Here is a 17,612-nt window from a genome sequence, read left to right as displayed (position 1 = left end):
ACCGATCCCACAAGACCCCCAACGATGCTCGACCTCCTCATCACCAACGCCACCCTCCCCGACGGCCGCACCGGCATGTCGATCGCCGTGCAGGACGGCCGCATCGCCGAAGTCGCCGAGGGCCTGGACGCGCCGGCGCACGAAAAGCTCGACGCGCAGGGCATGCTGCTCTCGCCGCATTTCGTCGATCCGCATTTCCACATGGACGCCACGCTGAGCTACGGCCTGCCGCGCGTCAACCAGAGCGGCACGCTGCTCGAAGGCATCGCGCTGTGGGGCGAGCTGAAGCCGCTGCTCACGGCGGAGGCGCTCATCGAGCGCGCGCTGGCCTATTGCGACTGGGCCGTGGCCAAGGGGCTGCTGGCGGTGCGCTCGCACGTGGACACCAGCGATCCGAGCCTGCTTGCGGTCGACGCGCTGCTGGAAGTCAAGCGCAAGGTGGCGCCCTACCTCGACCTGCAACTGGTCGCGTTCCCGCAGGACGGCGTGCTGCGCTCGCCCGGCGGCGTCGAGAACCTGGAGCGCGCGCTCGACAAGGGCGTGGACGTGGTCGGCGGCATTCCGCACTTCGAGCGCACCATGGCCGACGGCGCCGCCAGCGTGAAGCTGCTGTGCGAAATGGCGGCCGAGCGCGGCAAGCTGGTCGACATGCATTGCGACGAATCGGACGACCCGCTGTCGCGCCACATCGAGACGCTGGCCTTCGAGGCGCAGCGGCTGGGCATGCATGGCCGCGTGACGGGCTCGCATTGCACCTCGATGCATTCCATGGACAACTACTACGTGAGCAAGCTGCTGCCGCTGATCGCGCAGAGCGGCGTGGCGGTCATCTCCAACCCGCTGATCAACATCACGCTGCAGGGCCGCCACGACACCTATCCCAAGCGCCGGGGCATGACGCGCGTGCCGGAGCTGATGGCCGCCGGCGTCAACGTCGCGTTCGGGCACGACTGCGTGATGGACCCGTGGTACGGCATGGGTTCGGGCGACATGCTCGAAGTGGCGCACATGGGCCTGCACGTGGCGCAGATGACCAGCCAGGCGGGCATCCGCCAGTGCTTCGAGGCCGTGACGACGAATGCCGCGCGCGTGATGCACCTGCAGGGCTACGGCATCGAGGCCGGCTGCGACGCGAGCTTCGTGCTGCTGCAGGCTCGTGACCCGGTCGAGGCGATCCGCCTGCGCGCGACGCGGCTCAAGGTCTTCCGCAAGGGACGGCTGCTGGCGCAGACGCCAGCCGCCACCGCCACGCTGCACCTGCCCGGCCGCGCGGGCGAGACAGGCTGGATGATCCCCAAGGCCTGAACAGGAGCCTTGCCATGAAGCGCCTTCTGCAATTCGGCCTCGCGTGCCTGCTGGCGTTGGTGCTTTTTCCCGCGATGGCGCAGCCGGACGTGCGCCGGCTTGCCGACCTGCCCTACGGCCCCGATGCGGCGCAGCGCATGGACGTCTACCTGCCGCCCGATGCTCACGGCGCGCCGGTGCTGGTGATGGTCCACGGCGGCGCCTGGATGTTCGGCAAGAAGGACGCCGCCTCGGTGATCGACCTCAAGGTCGATCACTGGGTGCGTGCACAGGGCTTCATCCTGGTGTCGGTGGGCTACCGTTTCGTGCCTCAAGTCGATGTGATGCAGCAGGCGCAGGACGTGGCGCGTGCGCTGGCCGCGGTCCAGGCCGGCGCGGCGTCATGGGGCGCGGACGCGGGCCGGATCGTGCTCATGGGGCATTCGGCGGGCGCGCACCTGGTCGCGCTGCTGAGCGCCTCGCCCGACATCGCACGGCAGCAAGGCGCCCGGCCATGGCTGGGTGCGATCGCGCTCGACAGCGCCGCGCTCGATACCGCGGCGCTGATGCAGCGGCGCCACCTGCCCTTCTACGACCGCGTGTTCGGCAGCGACCCGGCGTTCTGGCGCAGCGTGTCGCCGACCGATGCGCTGGCACCCGGCGCGCCGCCGATGCTGCTGGTGTGCTCGACGCAGCGTCGCGACGGTTCGTGCGCGCAGGCCGATCAATTCGCAGCCCGCGTCACCGGAACGGGCGGGCGGGCACAGGTGGTGCCCGAAGACCTGTCGCATGCGCAGATCAACGCCGAACTCGGCCTGCCCGGCGCCTACACCTCAGCGGTGGACGCCTTCATCGCCTCGGTCGACCGGCGGACGCGCTGAATCGGGCGACTCGAGGTCGCACCACATGTGGACCTTGCCCAGCAATTCGCCATCGACGTCGATGGCCAACGGCTCCAGGCCGAAGCTGCGAAAGCCGCAGTCTTCATAAAGCTTTTGCGCCGAGGCGTTGCCTTCGGTGACGGTGAGCTGCACCAGCCGCAGGCCGCCGCGCGCCCGCGCGTGGTCGAGCAATGCCAGCACCAGCCGGCGGCCGAAGCCCGAGCGGCGTGCCGACGCGGCCACCGTCATGCCGAACAGCGTGGCCTTGTGCCGCTCCCGTTGGCGCGCGCCGAAGGACAGCCCCGCCGCACCGACCAACACGCCGGTGTCGTCGAACGCACCGTAGACCACGCTGGCCTCCGCTGCATCAGCGGTGACGCCGAGGCGCTCTTCCCACCAGCGCAGCGGCAGGCCCTCACGCTCCTGAACCGTGGAAGTGAATGCGCTGGAATGCATGGCGTAGGCCTCGAGCATCACCGCGCGGTAGGCAGCCGCATCGGACGCGTCCAGGCGCCGGACGATGCCGCCGTGCGCCCCGGCGTTGTTGCTTGTCGTCATGCAGCCTCCTGTTCAGCCAGGCGTCGCAGGCAGGTGCCGGAAGACCAGCGGCGCGCTCTGCCCTTCTTCGACAGGCGTGCCGAATTCGAGCTGGCGCCAGCCGGGCTCCCACTTCGAGACGCGACCTTCGGCCACCGCTGCCTCCAGCGTTGCCTGGGCGGCCTCCGGATGCCGCCAGTCGAGCGGCAGCTTGCGCAGGTCCCAATCCCACCAGGGGCAGGCCTGGATGCGTTCGATGAGCGCATCGGGAAATCGCCGCCGGATCACTCGCGCAGGTACGCCGCCCACGATGGCGAACGGCGGCACGTCTTTCGTGACCACCGCACCCGCGCCGATGAGCGCGCCGTCGCCGATGGTCACGCCGCTCTTGAGGCTCACCTTGGAGCCGATCCATACGTCGTTGCCGATCACCGTGGGCTCCAGCTGCGGAAACGGGTCGATGGCCTCGTTGCGGTACGGCTCCGGAAAGATGTGCTGATGCGAGAACGGATGCGCCGTGAGCCACGCCGTCGGATGCTGGCTCAGCAGGTTCAGGTTGTCGCCTATCGAGCAGTAGCGCCCTATCCGCAGCTGATGCAGCTGGACCTGGGGCGAGACATAGGAATAGGCGCCCACCGACACCCCATACAGGCCGACCGCCGGCCAGAGACGCACCGGTGTCTCGTGCCGGAAAGGCAGTGACAGCACCACGCCGGGCGCGATGAACAGGCCGTGCGATTCGAGCGCCGGGGAAAGTTCGGGGGTGACGGTCAGGATCATGGACATGGCCGGCCCGTTGGGTTTCAGGCTTCCGGCGCGATGGCCTCGGCGTACTCGTAGAGGGCGCCGAGGATCTCTTCGCCGCGCTCGTCCGCGTTCTCGGACAGCGCGTCGACCTCGCTGAAGAGGGCCTCGATGGTGCGTGCGCCGCCCTCGCCCTTGAACAGCCGGGCCACGCGCAGCGCTTCCCAGCGTTCGTTCTCTTCCTCGCTCAGCAGCTCGGGCCAGTTGCGCGCGCGGTAGCGGAACAGGATCTCGTCGAGCCGACCGTCATCGAAACCGGTGCGGTCCTTGGCCAACTCCTCGGGCGACAGGCCGCGCAGCTGGTTGAGGCGGCGGCGGTCGGCATTGCCGACGAAGCCGCCGTAGAGGTCTTCGTCGACGTCGGGCGTTTCTTCCTTCGGGCGAGCGTAGACCTTCGACCAGATCGCGCTCATGTCGGGCAGGTCGCGCGCAATGGCGGCGTGGCGCATGGCGGTGTCGAGGTCGACGCCCCAGCGCTCGGCCATGGCAGGCGCCAGCGTGCGCAGGTTGCCAACCACCATCGGCGACTTGTTCAGATGGATGCCCTTGACGGGAATGCGCGTCACGCCCTCGGGCAGGTCGGCCGTGCGGGTAAAGAGGCGCAGGCGCAGCGTGTCGGCGTCGATGTCGCGCAGCTCGCTCGGGTCATGGGCCAGGTCCCAGGCCAGCAGCTCGTTCTTGTTGGTGGGATGGCTGGCCAGCGGCCACATCACGGCCAGGCAGCCGCGCTCGACCGGGAACATGCCAGAGACGTGCAGGAAGGGCTTGGCGGTCTCGCGCATGGCGGGCAGGCCCAGTTCGACGGCCACGCGATCTTTCTTGTGCAGGCCGAAGGCGAAGTCGAACAGCTTGGGCTGCTTGTCGCGGATCAGGCGGGCCAGCGCGATGGTGGCGCGCACGTCGGAGAGCGCGTCGTGCGCCGACTCGTGCAGCAGGCCGTTGGCGCGGGCCAGGTCTTCGAGCTTGAAGCTGGGCTTGCCGTCCTCCTTCTTCGGCCACTGGATGCCGTCGGGGCGCAGGGCGTAGGTCAGGCGCACCACGTCGAGCAGGTCCCAGCGCCCGCAGTCGTTCTGCCATTCGCGCGCGTAGGGGTCGATCAGGTTGCGCCAGAACAGGAAGCGCGTGACTTCGTCGTCGAAGCGGATGGTGTTGTAGCCGACGCCGATGGTGCCGGGCTGCGAGAACGCCTGCTCGATGTGCGCGGCGAATTCATGCTCGGGAATGCCGCGCTCCAGGCACACCTGCGGCGTGATGCCGGTGATCAGGCAGGCCTCGGGGCTGGGCAGGTAGTCCGGCGCGGGCTTGCAATAGATCATCAGCGGCTCGCCGACTTCGTTGAGCTCGGCATCGGTGCGGATGGCCGCGAACTGCGAGGGGCGGTCGCGGCGCGGCACCGCGCCGAAGGTTTCGTAGTCGTGCCAGAGAAAGGTGTGGTTCATTCAGAGCAAGGGTGAAAACAGGCGCGCGATCGCATCGCCGAGACGGCGCCAGAAACTCTGGCGCCGATTGGCGCGCACCGCGCCGGAACTGTGCAGGTCCGTCTCGAACTGCGCCGCCAGCGGGCCGGCCAGCGCCGGACCATAGACCACGGCGCAGACCTCGAAGTTGAGCCGGAAGCTGCGGTTGTCGAAATTCGCGGTGCCGATCATCGCGCAATGGTCGTCGACCACCAAGGTCTTGGAGTGCAGCATGCGGGCCCTGTATTCCCACACCTTCACGCCGGCGGCGATCAGCTCGTCGAAATACGAGCGCGCGGCGGCGCTCACGATGGCCGAGTCGCTGCGGCGCGGCACCAGCAGGCGCACATCGACGCCGCGCAGTGCGGCGCTGGTGAGCGCCATGAGCGCGGGCTCGCCGGGCACGAAGTACGGCGTGGTCAGCCAGGCCCGGTGCGTGGCCGAATGGATGGCTTCCACGTGCATGCGGTGGATGGCTTCGAGCGCGTTGTCGGGGCCGCTGGTGACGATCTGCACCGGGATGCTGCCCGCCTCGAGCAGCGGGAGCATCGCATCGAGGCCGGCGTCCATGCCGCGCGGGTCTTCGCCGGTGGCGTAGGTCCAATCCTCGAGAAAGGTGGTCTGCAGCCAGCGCACCGCGCTGCCTTCGATGCGCAGGTGCACGTCGTGGTAGGCGTCGGGGTTGGTGCGCTTGTCTTCCTCGTCGGTGATGTTCACGCCGCCCGTGAAGCCGACGCGCCCATCGCACACCACGATCTTGCGGTGGGTGCGGTAGTTGGTCACCGGGCGCAGGCGGCGGCCGATCTTGGTGTCGTGGAACAGCGCCACCTGCACGCCGGCCTCGTGCAGCGGCGCCATGAACTTGCGGCCGATACGCTTGGAGCCGAGTGCATCGATCAGCAGGCGTACCGTGACGCCCTCCTTCGCGCGTTCGACAAGCAGGTCGCGAAGCGCGGTGCCGATCCTGTCGGGCTCGAAGATGTAGTACTCGAGGTGGATGTGATCCCGCGCCGCGCGCACGGCATCGAAGATCGCATCGAAGGTGCGCGCCCCGCCCGAGAGCAGCTCGACGCCGAGCGCGCTCGACACCGGCAGGCCGCAGGTGGCCATGCCCAGCCTCGCCATCTGCTGCAGGGCCGGCGGCGCGTTCTGCGCCGCGTCGCGCAGCCGGGCCACGTCGGCCTGGGCGGAGGCGCCGGCGCGGCTGCGCAGCCGCTTGAGCCGCTGCTTGCGCAGGCGCTGCGGCCCGAGGAAGTAGTAGACGACGAAGCCCGCGAACGGCAGCAGCGCCAGCGACAGGATCCAGCTCATGGTGGACACCGGCGCGCGCTTCTGCATCACGATCCAGACCGACAGCACGGCGATGTAGCCGCTCCACGCCAGGGAGAGGCCGGTTTTCCATTCGTGGCTGAGTTCGGGGAGGATCAAGGCGAAAAAAGGGTTGAGGCGGCGGTGCGGTTCGGCCGACCCAAAGAAAAAGGCCGGCAGCGCGATGCTACCGGCCTTTGGAGGCTGTTCCGTGGCCTCGTCGGCCACGGATTGCCTGGTTGGTTTCTCAGCCTGCGGCAGTTTCCTCGGCTTCGGGCTTCGACTTGCCTTCCTTCTTCGGAAGAGGCTGGATGTCGAGCAGCACTTCGTCCTTGTCGTCGAGGTCGACTTCGAGGCGACCGCCGTCGGTCAGGCGACCGAACAGCAGCTCGTCCGCCAGTGCACGACGGATCGTGTCCTGGATCAGGCGCTGCATCGGACGAGCGCCCATCAGCGGATCGAAGCCCTTCTTCGCCAGGTGCTTGCGCAGCTTGTCGCTGAACGTGACTTCCACCTTCTTCTCGCTGAGCTGGGTCTCCAGCTGCAGCAGGAATTTGTCGACCACGCGCAGGATGATGTTCTCGTCCAGCGCCTTGAAGTTGACGATGGCGTCCAGCCGGTTGCGGAATTCAGGCGAGAACAGGCGCTTGATGTCGCCCATTTCGTCGCCCGCCTGGCGCGGGTTGGTGAAGCCGATGGTCGCCTTGTTCATGGTCTCGGCACCCGCGTTCGTCGTCATGATGATGATGACGTTGCGGAAGTCGGCCTTGCGTCCGTTGTTGTCCGTCAGCGTGCCGTGGTCCATGACCTGCAGCAGCACGTTGAAGATGTCCGGGTGCGCCTTCTCGATTTCGTCGAGCAGCAGCACCGCGTGCGGCTTCTTCGTGACGGCCTCGGTCAGCAGGCCGCCTTGGTCGAAACCGACATAGCCCGGAGGCGCGCCGATCAGGCGGCTCACCGCGTGACGCTCCATGTACTCCGACATGTCGAAGCGGATCAGCTCGATGCCCATGATGTAGGCGAGCTGCTTCGCGGCTTCGGTCTTGCCGACGCCCGTGGGGCCGGAGAACAGGAACGAACCGATCGGCTTGTCGCCCTTGCCAAGACCCGAACGCGCCATCTTGACCGCCGAGGCGAGCACTTCGAGCGCCTTGTCCTGGCCGAACACCACGCTCTTGAGGTCGCGCTCGATGGTCTGCAGCTTGCTGCGGTCGTCGTTGCTGACGTTGGCCGGGGGAATGCGCGCGATCTTCGCCACGATTTCCTCGACTTCGGTCTTGCTGATGGTCTTCTTGCGCTTGCTCGGCGGCAGGATGCGCTGGGCGGCGCCGGCTTCGTCGATGACGTCGATCGCCTTGTCGGGCAGGTGACGGTCATTGATGTACTTGGCGCTGAGCTCGGCCGCGGCTTGCAGGGCCGCCACCGCGTACTTCACGCCGTGGTGTTCCTCGAAGCGCGACTTCAGGCCCTTCAGGATGTCGACGGTTTCCTGCACCGACGGCTCGACCACGTCGACCTTCTGGAAGCGACGCGAGAGGGCCGCGTCTTTTTCGAAGATGCCGCGGTATTCGGTGAAGGTGGTCGCGCCGATGCACTTGAGCTGGCCGCTCGAGAGCGCCGGCTTGAGCAGGTTCGACGCATCGAGCGTGCCGCCCGAGGCAGCGCCCGCACCGATCAGCGTGTGGATCTCGTCGATGAACAGGATGGCGTTCGGCTTGTCCTTGAGCGACTTGAGCACGCCCTTCAGGCGCTGTTCGAAGTCGCCGCGGTACTTGGTGCCGGCCAGCAGCGCGCCCATGTCGAGCGAGAACACGTTCGACTCGGCCAGGATCTCCGGCACGTCGCCCTGCGTGATGCGCCATGCGAGGCCTTCGGCGATGGCGGTCTTGCCCACGCCGGCCTCGCCGACCAACAGCGGGTTGTTCTTGCGCCGGCGGCACAGGATCTGGATGACGCGCTCGACCTCGTATTCGCGGCCGATCAGCGGATCGATCTTGCCGTCCTTGGCGAGCTGGTTGAGGTTCTGGGTGAACTGCTCGAGCGGCGATGCCTTCTCGTTGCGTTCGCCGCCGCCCTCTTCGCCTTCGTTCGACGGTGCTTCGCCCGCGCCCTTGACGGCTTCCGGCGGATCGCTCTTCTTGATGCCGTGGGCAATGAAGTTCACCACGTCGAGGCGGGTCACGCCCTGCTGGTGGAGGTAGTAGACGGCGTGCGAGTCCTTCTCACCGAAGATCGCGACCAGCACGTTGGCGCCGGTGACTTCCTTCTTGCCGTTGCCGGTGGACTGCACATGCATGATGGCGCGCTGGATCACGCGCTGGAAACCCAGGGTCGGCTGGGTGTCGACATCGTCGGTACCCGCCACCTGGGGCGTGTTGTCCTTGATGAAGTTGGTGAGCGACGCCCGCAGGTCGTCGACGTTGGCCGAGCAGGCGCGCAGAACTTCCGCGGCGCTCGGGTTGTCCAGCAAAGCGAGCAACAGATGCTCCACGGTGATGAACTCGTGGCGCTGCTGCCGGGCCTCGACGAAGGCCATGTGCAAGCTGACTTCCAGTTCCTGGGCAATCATGTGATTTCCTTTTGCCTTGCTGTAAATAAGTTCTCAGATGGGTTGGAGCTTGCGCAATTCAACAGGTTCACGCAACAGGTTCGCTGACGCATTGCAGCGGATGCCCTGCCTGCTGGGCTGCTTCCATCACCTGGTTGACCTTGGTGGCCGCCATGTCGCGGGAATAGACCCCACAGACGCCGCGGCCATCGAGGTGGATCTTGAGCATGATCTGGGTCGCGGTTTCGCGATCCTTGCTGAAGTACTCCTGCAGCACGACGATCACGAACTCCATGGGGGTGTAGTCGTCGTTCAGCATCACTACCTGGTACATCTGGGGCGGCGCAGTTTTCTGCGGCCGGCGCTCCAGGACGACCGAATCTCCGTCATCCCCGGCCGGTTTCTGGGCCGGCGGGGTGGTGGGAGTCTTGGGAATTCTCGTTGCCATGAAAAAGATTCTATAGAGCGTGCAAGCGCCGTGCCGGCGCATGAAGACTTGGTGGCGCGTATTCGACAAATCAAGGGGGTTGTGCCGTGCGCGACAGTACAAAAATCGCATAAGAACGCTGTCGCAAAGAAAAAAACCCTCGAATTTCTTTCGAAATCCAAGGGTTCGATCACTCGATGCCTGCGAAGCACCGAACAGCGCACTTGCGCAATTACATGTTGTCGATCATCACCTGGCCGAAACCGGAGCAGCTCACTTGAGTGGCGCCATCCATGAGGCGCGCGAAGTCATAGGTGACCTTCTTGCTGGCAATCGACTTCTCCATCGAGCTGATGATCAGGTCGGCGGCTTCGGTCCAGCCCATGTGGCGCAACATCATTTCAGCCGAGAGGATCTCCGAGCCCGGGTTCACGTAGTCCTTGCCTGCGTACTTGGGCGCCGTGCCGTGGGTGGCTTCGAACATCGCGACCGTGTCGCTCAGGTTCGCGCCCGGCGCAATGCCGATGCCGCCGACCTGCGCGGCCAATGCGTCGGACACGTAGTCGCCGTTGAGGTTGAGCGTGGCAATCACGCTGTACTCCGCGGGGCGCAAAAGGATCTGCTGCAGGAACGCGTCGGCGATGCTGTCCTTGACGGTGATGTCCTTGCCCGTCCTCGGGTTCTTGAACTTCATCCATGGCCCGCCGTCGACCAGCTCTGCGCCGAACTCCTTGGCTGCCAGGTTGTAGGCCCAGTCACGGAAGCCACCTTCGGTGAACTTCATGATGTTGCCCTTGTGGACGATGGTCACGCTGGACTTGTCGTTGTCGATGGCGTATTGCAGCGCCTTGCGCACGAGGCGCTCGGTGCCTTCGATCGACACGGGCTTGACGCCGATGCCCGAGGTGTCCGGAAAACGGATCTTCTTGACGCCCATTTCGTCCTGCAGGAACTTGATGAGCTTCTTGGCCTTGTCGCTTTCGGCTTCGAACTCGATGCCTGCATAGATGTCTTCCGAGTTCTCGCGGAAGATCACCATGTTGGTCTTGTGCGGCTCGCGCACCGGGCTGGGCACGCCATCGAAGTACCGGATGGGACGCAGGCAAACGTAGAGGTCCAGTTCCTGGCGCAGCGCGACGTTCAGCGAGCGGATGCCACCGCCGACGGGCGTGGTGAGCGGGCCTTTGATGGAGATCACGTAGTCGCGCACGGCCTGCAGCGTTTCTTCGGGAAGCCAGACGTCGGGGCCGTAGACCTTGGTCGACTTCTCCCCTGCATAGACCTCCATCCAGTGAATCTTCTTCTTGCCGCCGTAGGCCTTGGCCACTGCGGCGTCCACCACTTTCAGCATCACCGGCGTGATGTCCAGTCCGGTCCCGTCGCCTTCGATGAAAGGAATGATCGGTTGGTCAGGCACATTGAGGGTGTTGTCAGCGTTGACCGTGATCTTCTGACCTTCGGTCGGGACGTTGATGTGCTGATAGCTGGACATGAGGGGGTTGGGCTCCGGGGGAGTGGCGTAATTTTGACGAGTGTCAGCGAATTCAGACAGCCGCGAGGAATCGCTGTACAGGACGCGAACAAATCGCTGTACATTTTAGACGCAACCCATCAGCGAGGGTTTGTCAACCATCAGGCCAATGGCCTCGTTAGTGGCTGACCTTCTGCTCGCCGGGAGGCGTTTCCAATCAATTCTCGAATAGAGGAATCTCAATGAGCAAAATTCTCGCAGTCATGATCGCTGGCCTGTTTGCCGCTGGCGCCTACGCCCAAAACCCGGCTGGCACCACGCCCGAACAAGGGAACGCCACGAACAGCAAGTCGCAGCAACGTGCCGAAGCCAAGAAGGCTGCCAAGCCCGCTGGCCAAGTGAAGGCTGCCGCTGGCGACGAAGTCAAGACGCCCGAAGGCGGCGCCATCGGTGCCGACAAGGCTGCTGCTTCCGGCGAAAAGCGCGCCAGCACCCGCGACCAACGTCGTCGCAACAAGGACGGCAGCGTGAAGCGCAAGTCGACCCAAGGCGGCACGCCTGACATGGCAGGCGCCAAGTAAGTCGGCCCAGCCCCTCGAAAAAAGAGCGCTCTTCGGAGCGCTTTTTTTTCGTCCGCGGACTGCAATTGACTGTCAACCGCCGGAAGCTGCCTCCGTTGAATGTCTACCTCCGCAGGGAGGGCTGTCCAAATCAACGAATTTCAAAGGATTTCAAATGAACAAGCTGCTCGCAGCCCTGATCGCCGGTCTCTTCGCCGCCGGTGCCTTCGCTCAACAAGCCGAACCCACCGCAGCTGCTCCCGCCGCTCCCAAGGTTGCCAAGCACACCGCCAAGAAGCACGCAGCAGCCAAGAAGCACAAGGTTCGCCACGTCGCCAAGGCTCACACGGCCGCTTCCAAGAAGGTGTAAGCTTTCGCGCTCACCGGCAATGCCCGCATCAGCGGGCATTTTTGTTTGCATATTTGGTTGAGGCCGGACCCACCCAGTCCCCGCCCTGAAAGAGTCGTCCGATGTTCCAGCGTCTAGCCGCCCTGCTCCTCGTGTCCGCGTCCTTCATGATGTCGGCGCATGCCCAGCAGCAACCCCAGACCGATCTGCCGCGCACGCAGCTGTCGGTCGGCCTCTACAAGATCGATACGCAGATCGCGCAGACCCCTTTGCAACGCGAGATCGGTCTCATGTTCCGCAAGGAAATGCCCCAGGCTGAAGGCATGATCTTCGTGTTCGAGCAGCCCGCCACGCAATGCTTCTGGATGCGCAACACGATCCTGCCGTTGACCGCCGCCTTCGTGGCCGATGACGGCCGCATCGTCAATCTGGTCGACATGCAGCCCATGACCGAGAACTCGCACTGCTCGCTCGAGCCCGTGCGTTACGTGCTCGAGATGAATCAGGGCTGGTTCGCCAAGAAGAACATCAAGAAGGGCGCGAAGCTCGGCGGCGAGCTGTTCACAGCCACCAAGCGCTGAGTTTCTGCCGCCTCCAGCCCGCAAAAAAGCCGACCCGAGGGTCGGCTTTTTTCATTGCAAAACCAGGGCTCAGCCGAAGTTCTTGGCCGCGAAATCCCAGTTGGCCAGCTTGGCCAGGAAGGTCTCGACGAACTTCGGGCGCAGGTTGCGGTAGTCGATGTAGTAGGCGTGTTCCCAGACGTCCACGGTCAGCAGCGCGGTGTCGGCAGTGGTCAGCGGCGTGCCGGCGGCGCCGGTGTTCACGATGTCCACAGAGCCGTCGGCCTTCTTCACCAGCCAGGTCCAGCCCGAGCCGAAGTTACCCACGGCCGACTTCACGAAAGCTTCCTTGAAAGCGTCGTAGCTGCCCCACTTGGCTTCGATGGCCTTGGCCAGCGCGCCGCTGGGAGCACCGCCGCCTTGCGGCTTCATGCAGTTCCAGAAGAAGGTGTGGTTCCAGATCTGGGCGGCGTTGTTGTAGATGCCGCCGCTGGACTTCTTGACGATCTCTTCGAGCGTCATCGCTTCGAATTCGGTGCCCTTTTGCAGGTTGTTGAGGTTCACCACGTAGGCGTTGTGGTGCTTGCCGTAGTGGTACTCGAGGGTTTCCTTCGAATACTCGGGTGCCAGTGCGTCGAGTGCGTACGGCAGGGGTGGGAGCACATGTTCCATGGTTTTTTCTCGTGGGTTGGTTGTGGGAATCGTGGATTCTAGGAATTAATTATTGAGGTCGCGTCGGACGTGTTCCCGTCACGCCGCCCGGCGAGACGGTCATGTCGACTTCGCCGTCGGCAAGCCGCGCCACGACCGCATCTCCCGGTGCCAATTGCTTCGCGCTGACGACCGCGCGGCCATCCGCATCCGTGAGCCAGGCGTAGCCGCGTTGCAAGACCAATGCCGGATCGAGCAGCCGCCAGCGCAGGGCCACGCGCTCCAGCCGATCGTGGCGTTGCGTCACTGCACGCTCTAGCTTCGACGGAAAGTCGGCAGCCATTGCACGCGGCGCCTGAGCCAGGCGTTCGCGCTTCGACCGCATCGCGTACTGAAGGCGCTGCGCATGGTGCGCCAGGCGAAGTTGCTGGCGCGTCACGAGGTTCGAAGGACGGCCGAGCCGCCCCGCCGCCTGGTCGAGCCGCTGCCCAAGTACATCGAGCCGACCACCCAGCGAGTCGCTGAGCCGTTCGTCGAGCAGGTCGAGCGCGCCGAGCCACAGGTCGCGCGGCGCGCTGACGAGTTCCGCCGCCGCGGTCGGCGTGGGCGCGCGCAGGTCGGCGCAGAAATCGGCGATGGTGAAGTCTGTCTCATGCCCCACGCCGCTGATCACCGGGACCGGGCTCTGCACGATCGTGCGTGCCAGGGCCTCGTCGTTGAACGCCCACAGGTCTTCGATCGAGCCACCGCCGCGCACCAGCAAGATCACGTCGACCGCCGGCTCGAGCGCATAAAGCGAATGCAGCGCGCGAACGAGTTCGCCCGGCGCATTCGCCCCCTGCACGGCGGCAGGCGCCAGCACCACGGGAATGTGCGGTACGCGGCGTCGCAGTGCCGTCACGACGTCATGCAATGCAGCCGCTCCGAGCGACGTGACGACGCCCACCGCGCGCGGCATGGTAGGCAAGGCACGCTTGCGCGCCGGATCGAACAGCCCTTCGGCTTCGAGCCGCGCCTTGCGCTGCATGAACTGCTCGAACAGGGCGCCCTGCCCCGCGCGCCGCAAGCTCTCGACAACAAGTTGAAGATCGCCGCGCGGTTCGTACACCGCGAGTCGGCCGCGCACCTCGACCTGGTCGCCGTCGCGCGGCGAAAAATCGAGCAGCCCCGCGGCGCGGCGGAACATCGCGCAGCGCAGTTGACCCGACTCGTCCTTCAGGGCGAAGTAACAATGTCCACTAGAGGCGCGAGAAAAACCGGAGATTTCGCCGCGCACCGTGACCGGGTTGAAACGCGCGTCGAGCGCGTCGGCAACCGCATGGCACAAGGCTCCGACGGCCCAGACGCGCGGGCCCGGCGCGGAATTCATGTCACGCACGCTCACGAAGAGCACGCTCGGCCAGATGCCACTCTTCCACAACGGGCGGCCCGCCCCCTGTCGCCCGCCCCTGAAGCGGGACGGGTGCACGGTTCTCCGTGCAAGCCATTGATTTCATTGAAAAAAGTGCTGCTCAAAATTCAGTCGTTCTAACGAAAAGCCCATCCCATGCGGGTTCGGACACGTAGCGCAGCAGGTTAGTCACAAAGTTATCCACAGAATCTGTGCGTCCTTGCCGACACCAAAACAAGGCGCGTGCCGATGGTGGGCTCAGTGGATAATCGCCGCGCATTTGCAGTCTACGGGCCGGAGGATTTTCTTGTTTTCCATCATAGTTGCCGCGGGTTGGCCGATCTGGCCCTTGCTCGCTTGTTCGGTCATTGCGCTCGCGCTGGTTATAGAACGTTTCACGAGTCTGAAGACCGTGAGGGTACTGCCGCCGAAGCTGCTCGACGAGACCATCACGGTGTCGCAGGGAGCCATTCCTGGTCCTGACGTTGTGACCAAGCTCGAACGCAACTCGATGCTCGGCCAGGTGCTGGCCGCCGGCCTGCGCGCACTGAACGCCAACCCACGCTGCACCGAAGACGACCTGCGCGCCGCCATGGAGGCCTCGGGCCGCACTGTGGCGCACAAGCTGGAGCGTTACCTGCCTGCCCTGGCCACCATCGCCTCCGCAGCCCCGTTGCTGGGCCTTCTGGGCACGGTGATCGGCATGATCGAGATCTTCGGCTCGCAGTCGCCCGGCAGTGGCGCGGTGGGCTCGGGCAACCCGGCGCAACTGGCGCACGGCATCTCGATCGCGCTGTACAACACGGCATTCGGCCTGATCGTGGCGATTCCGACGCTCATTTTCTGGCGCTACTTCCGCAGCCGGGTCGACGAATACCTGCTGAATCTCGAGCTGTCCGGCGAGCGCTTCGCCCGCCATCTGAACGCTCTGCGCAAGTGACGCCATGACCCGAGGCCGCATGCAGTTCCGCCACGGTGCGCGCGACGAGCCGGAGATCAACCTGATCCCGTTCATCGACGTGCTGCTGGTGATCCTGATCTTCCTGATGCTGTCGACCACGTACAGCAAGTTCACCGAAATGCAGCTGCGGCTGCCGACCGCGGACGTCGACGCGCAGCGCGACTATCCCAAGGAAGTGATCGTGGCGGTGTCGGCCGACGGTCGCTATTCGATCAACAAGACGCCCGTGGCCGACCGCAACGTCGAGGCCGTGGCAGCCGCGCTCGCCGCCGCTGCCACCGGCGGCAAGGACAGCGTGGTGATCATCAGCGCCGACGCGACCAGCCCGCACCAAGCCGTCGTCACGGTGATGGAGGCCGCGCGCCGCGCCGGCCTGATGCAGATCACCTTCGCAGCCCAGTCGACGGCGCAAGCCGGTCGCTGAGTGCCTTCCGAAGGCCGCGGCAGCACAACGGGTACGCCGGCAGCTTCGCGGCTGCAGGAAGCGTGGCTGCACCGCGGCCCGTTGGCCTGCCTGCTGTGGCCGCTGTCGCTGCTCTACGCCGGCCTCTTCGCCGTGCGGGGCTGGCTCTATCGCCTCGGCTGGCTTCGGTCCGAACGCGTGCCTGTGCCCGTGATCGTCGTCGGCAACGTGATCGCGGGCGGCGCGGGCAAGACGCCGGTTGTGATGGCGGTGGTGCGGCATCTGCGCGCGCGGGGCATCCAGGTGGGCGTGGTTTCGCGCGGCTACGGCCGGCGCACCGACGACTGCCGCGAAGTGATGGGCGATAGCAATCCCCTCGATGTTGGCGACGAGCCCGCCCTGATTCACCACGCCACGAAGGCCCCGGTGTTCGTCGCGCGCAAGCGCATCGAGGCCGCGCGGGCCTTGCTCAAGCAGCATCCCGGCACGCAGGTCATCGTCAGCGACGACGGATTGCAGCACCTGGCGCTGGGCCGCGACATCGAGATCTGCGTGTTCGACGACCGCGGCATCGGCAACGGCTGGCGACTGCCCGCAGGCCCCTTGCGCGAAGCGTGGCCGCGCCGCTGCGACCTGGTGCTGCACAGCGGCGAACGCCCTGCCTTCGACGGCGGCTACACCGCTTCGCGCCGCCTCGCGGACTACGCCCTGACCAGCGACGGACAGCGCGTGCCGCTGAGCACCCTGGCGGGCAAGCCAGTGATCGCGCTCGCAGCCATCGCGCGACCCAAGGCCTTCTTCGACATGCTCCGGGGCCGCGGCCTCACGCTGGCCGAGACCATTGCGCTGCCCGATCACCATGATTTCGGCGCCTGGCAACGCCCGGCCGATGCCGGCGGCCCTCTTGTCTGCACCGAGAAAGACGCGGTCAAGCTGTGGCGCAAGGCACCCGACGCACTGGCCGTACCCCTGCTCTTCGCACCCGTTCCGGAATTCTTCAACGCGCTCGACGCAAAGCTATCATCGCTCGATGGATACCAAGCTGCTTGAACTGCTCGTCTGCCCCGTCACCAAGGGTCCGTTGACCTGGAACCCCGAGAAGCAGGAGCTCTGCTCGCGCAGCGCGCGCCTGGCCTATCCCGTGCGCGACGGCATCCCCGTGCTGCTGGAAAACGAAGCACGCACGCTTTCCGACGAAGAGCTCGGGCTGTGAGCTTCACGGTTCTGGTGCCGGCGCGTCTGGCGTCGACAAGGCTTCCCAACAAACCCCTGGCCGATATCGCCGGCGTGCCGATGGTGGTGCGCGTGGCCCGGCGTGCCGGCGAATCCGGCGCGGCGCGCGTGGTGGTGGCCGGTGACGACGCCTCGATCATCGACGCCTGCAAGGCGCACGGCGTCGAGGCGATCCTGACCCGCCAGGACCACCCCAGCGGCACCGACCGGCTGGCCGAGGCCTGCGAGCAACTGGGCCTCGACGGCGACGATATCGTCGTCAACGTGCAGGGCGACGAACCGCTGATCGCCCCGGCGCTGATCGATGCCGTGGCCTCCACGCTGGCAGCACACGCGGAAGCCGCGATGAGCACCGCGGCCCATGAGATCGATTCGCTGGCCGACTTCATGAATCCGAACGTGGTAAAGGCCGTGCTCGACGCACAGGGCAATGCCATGTACTTCAGCCGTGCACCCATCCCGTGGTGGCGTGACGGCTCCGCCAACGGCGCCGCGCCGGCAGTACTGCCCACGCCTGCCCCGCTGCGCCACATCGGCATCTACGGCTATCGCGCGGGCTTCGTGCGCAAGTTTCCGTCGCTGCCGCCGTCGCCAGTCGAGGCGACCGAGGCACTCGAGCAGTTGCGGGCGCTGTGGCACGGGCACCGCATTGCCGTGCATGTGAGCCACGTCGCGCCCGGACCGGGCATCGACACGCCCGAAGACCTGGCGCGCGTGCGCGCGGTCTTCGCCGCCGGCCTGACGGCCTGAAGGGGGCCCGCCGTGCTTGTCGGGGGAGCGACAAATCG

Annotated in this window: 19 protein-coding genes; 10 read left to right on the top strand and 9 right to left on the bottom strand. The window is 65.8% G+C overall.

Annotated features, from left to right (window positions below):
* The first annotated feature begins 24 nt into the window (after positions 1-24).
* A complete protein-coding gene (locus L3V85_RS17295) occupies positions 25-1,305 on the top strand; it encodes an amidohydrolase family protein (protein WP_237680263.1) in 1,281 nt (426 codons plus the stop codon).
* 14 nt (positions 1,306-1,319) lie between these two features.
* Entirely contained in the window at positions 1,320-2,165 is an 846-nt protein-coding gene (locus L3V85_RS17290; protein ID WP_237680262.1) for an alpha/beta hydrolase, read from the top strand.
* On the opposite strand, the gene L3V85_RS17285 is transcribed toward L3V85_RS17290, so the two are convergent.
* From L3V85_RS17285 to icd, 7 genes are all read right to left on the bottom strand, one after another.
* Positions 2,118-2,723: a GNAT family N-acetyltransferase gene (locus L3V85_RS17285; protein WP_237680261.1), complete on the bottom strand. Its 606-nt coding sequence runs from the start codon at positions 2,721-2,723 to the stop codon at positions 2,118-2,120. The genes L3V85_RS17290 and L3V85_RS17285 overlap by 48 nt on opposite strands.
* Positions 2,724-2,735: 12 nt before the next feature.
* Positions 2,736-3,488: a CatB-related O-acetyltransferase gene (locus L3V85_RS37550; protein ID WP_272934798.1), complete on the bottom strand. Its 753-nt coding sequence runs from the start codon at positions 3,486-3,488 to the stop codon at positions 2,736-2,738.
* A 17-nt stretch (positions 3,489-3,505) separates the two neighbouring features.
* Complete coding sequence (gene sbcB / locus L3V85_RS17275; protein WP_237680260.1) at positions 3,506-4,945, bottom strand: exodeoxyribonuclease I; 1,440 nt, start codon at positions 4,943-4,945, stop codon at positions 3,506-3,508.
* Entirely contained in the window at positions 4,946-6,391 is a 1,446-nt protein-coding gene (gene cls, locus L3V85_RS17270) for a cardiolipin synthase (RefSeq protein ID WP_237680259.1), read from the bottom strand.
* Between the two features lie 127 nt (positions 6,392-6,518).
* Positions 6,519-8,840: an ATP-dependent Clp protease ATP-binding subunit ClpA gene (gene clpA / locus L3V85_RS17265; RefSeq protein ID WP_237680258.1), complete on the bottom strand. Its 2,322-nt coding sequence runs from the start codon at positions 8,838-8,840 to the stop codon at positions 6,519-6,521.
* A gap of 67 nt (positions 8,841-8,907) precedes the next feature.
* Positions 8,908-9,267, bottom strand: coding sequence for an ATP-dependent Clp protease adapter ClpS (gene clpS / locus L3V85_RS17260; protein ID WP_130426145.1), 360 nt, complete (start codon positions 9,265-9,267; stop codon positions 8,908-8,910).
* A 211-nt stretch (positions 9,268-9,478) separates the two neighbouring features.
* The gene (icd, locus tag L3V85_RS17255) at positions 9,479-10,738 is read right to left on the bottom strand and encodes an NADP-dependent isocitrate dehydrogenase (RefSeq protein WP_237680257.1); all 1,260 of its coding nucleotides are present in this window, start codon (positions 10,736-10,738) and stop codon (positions 9,479-9,481) included.
* 221 nt (positions 10,739-10,959) lie between these two features.
* Here icd and L3V85_RS17250 point away from each other — a divergent pair, with 221 nt between their 5' ends.
* From L3V85_RS17250 to L3V85_RS17240, 3 genes are all read left to right on the top strand, one after another.
* Positions 10,960-11,298 (top strand): cell envelope biogenesis protein TolA, encoded by a 339-nt coding sequence (locus L3V85_RS17250; RefSeq protein ID WP_237680256.1) that lies wholly within the window; start codon positions 10,960-10,962, stop codon positions 11,296-11,298.
* 154 nt (positions 11,299-11,452) lie between these two features.
* Entirely contained in the window at positions 11,453-11,647 is a 195-nt protein-coding gene (locus tag L3V85_RS17245; RefSeq protein WP_237680255.1) for a hypothetical protein, read from the top strand.
* A gap of 101 nt (positions 11,648-11,748) precedes the next feature.
* The gene (locus L3V85_RS17240) at positions 11,749-12,207 is read left to right on the top strand and encodes a DUF192 domain-containing protein (protein WP_237680254.1); all 459 of its coding nucleotides are present in this window, start codon (positions 11,749-11,751) and stop codon (positions 12,205-12,207) included.
* Between the two features lie 69 nt (positions 12,208-12,276).
* Here L3V85_RS17240 and L3V85_RS17235 read toward each other — a convergent pair whose 3' ends face one another.
* Together L3V85_RS17235 and xseA are read right to left on the bottom strand one after the other, a co-directional pair.
* Positions 12,277-12,858, bottom strand: a complete 582-nt coding sequence (locus L3V85_RS17235; RefSeq protein WP_237680253.1) for a superoxide dismutase — start codon at positions 12,856-12,858, stop codon at positions 12,277-12,279.
* A gap of 49 nt (positions 12,859-12,907) precedes the next feature.
* Positions 12,908-14,221 carry an exodeoxyribonuclease VII large subunit gene (gene xseA, locus L3V85_RS17230; protein WP_237680585.1) on the bottom strand — a complete coding sequence of 438 codons (1,314 nt, stop codon included), beginning with the start codon at positions 14,219-14,221 and terminating at the stop codon, positions 12,908-12,910.
* Between the two features lie 313 nt (positions 14,222-14,534).
* Here xseA and L3V85_RS17225 point away from each other — a divergent pair, with 313 nt between their 5' ends.
* Genes L3V85_RS17225 through kdsB form a run of 5 tightly spaced genes read left to right on the top strand, consistent with a single transcriptional unit; the run spans position 14,535 to position 17,574 of the window.
* Positions 14,535-15,167 carry a MotA/TolQ/ExbB proton channel family protein gene (locus L3V85_RS17225; RefSeq protein ID WP_081270371.1) on the top strand — a complete coding sequence of 211 codons (633 nt, stop codon included), beginning with the start codon at positions 14,535-14,537 and terminating at the stop codon, positions 15,165-15,167.
* Between the two features lie 19 nt (positions 15,168-15,186).
* Positions 15,187-15,612, top strand: coding sequence for an ExbD/TolR family protein (locus L3V85_RS17220; protein WP_414080233.1), 426 nt, complete (start codon positions 15,187-15,189; stop codon positions 15,610-15,612).
* Positions 15,613-16,641 (top strand): tetraacyldisaccharide 4'-kinase, encoded by a 1,029-nt coding sequence (gene lpxK / locus L3V85_RS17215; RefSeq protein ID WP_237680251.1) that lies wholly within the window; start codon positions 15,613-15,615, stop codon positions 16,639-16,641.
* Positions 16,622-16,804 carry a Trm112 family protein gene (locus tag L3V85_RS17210; RefSeq protein WP_007836935.1) on the top strand — a complete coding sequence of 61 codons (183 nt, stop codon included), beginning with the start codon at positions 16,622-16,624 and terminating at the stop codon, positions 16,802-16,804. The genes lpxK and L3V85_RS17210 overlap by 20 nt, the downstream gene beginning before the upstream one ends.
* Positions 16,801-17,574: a 3-deoxy-manno-octulosonate cytidylyltransferase gene (kdsB, locus tag L3V85_RS17205; RefSeq protein WP_237680250.1), complete on the top strand. Its 774-nt coding sequence runs from the start codon at positions 16,801-16,803 to the stop codon at positions 17,572-17,574. The genes L3V85_RS17210 and kdsB overlap by 4 nt, the downstream gene beginning before the upstream one ends.
* The last annotated feature ends 38 nt before the right edge of the window (positions 17,575-17,612 follow it).

It is taken from the genome of Variovorax paradoxus, from assembly GCF_022009635.1.
Lineage (GTDB): Bacteria > Pseudomonadota > Gammaproteobacteria > Burkholderiales > Burkholderiaceae_C > Variovorax.
Note: the sequence above shows the minus strand (reverse complement) of the source record. Positions and strands in the feature narration are given on the sequence as shown.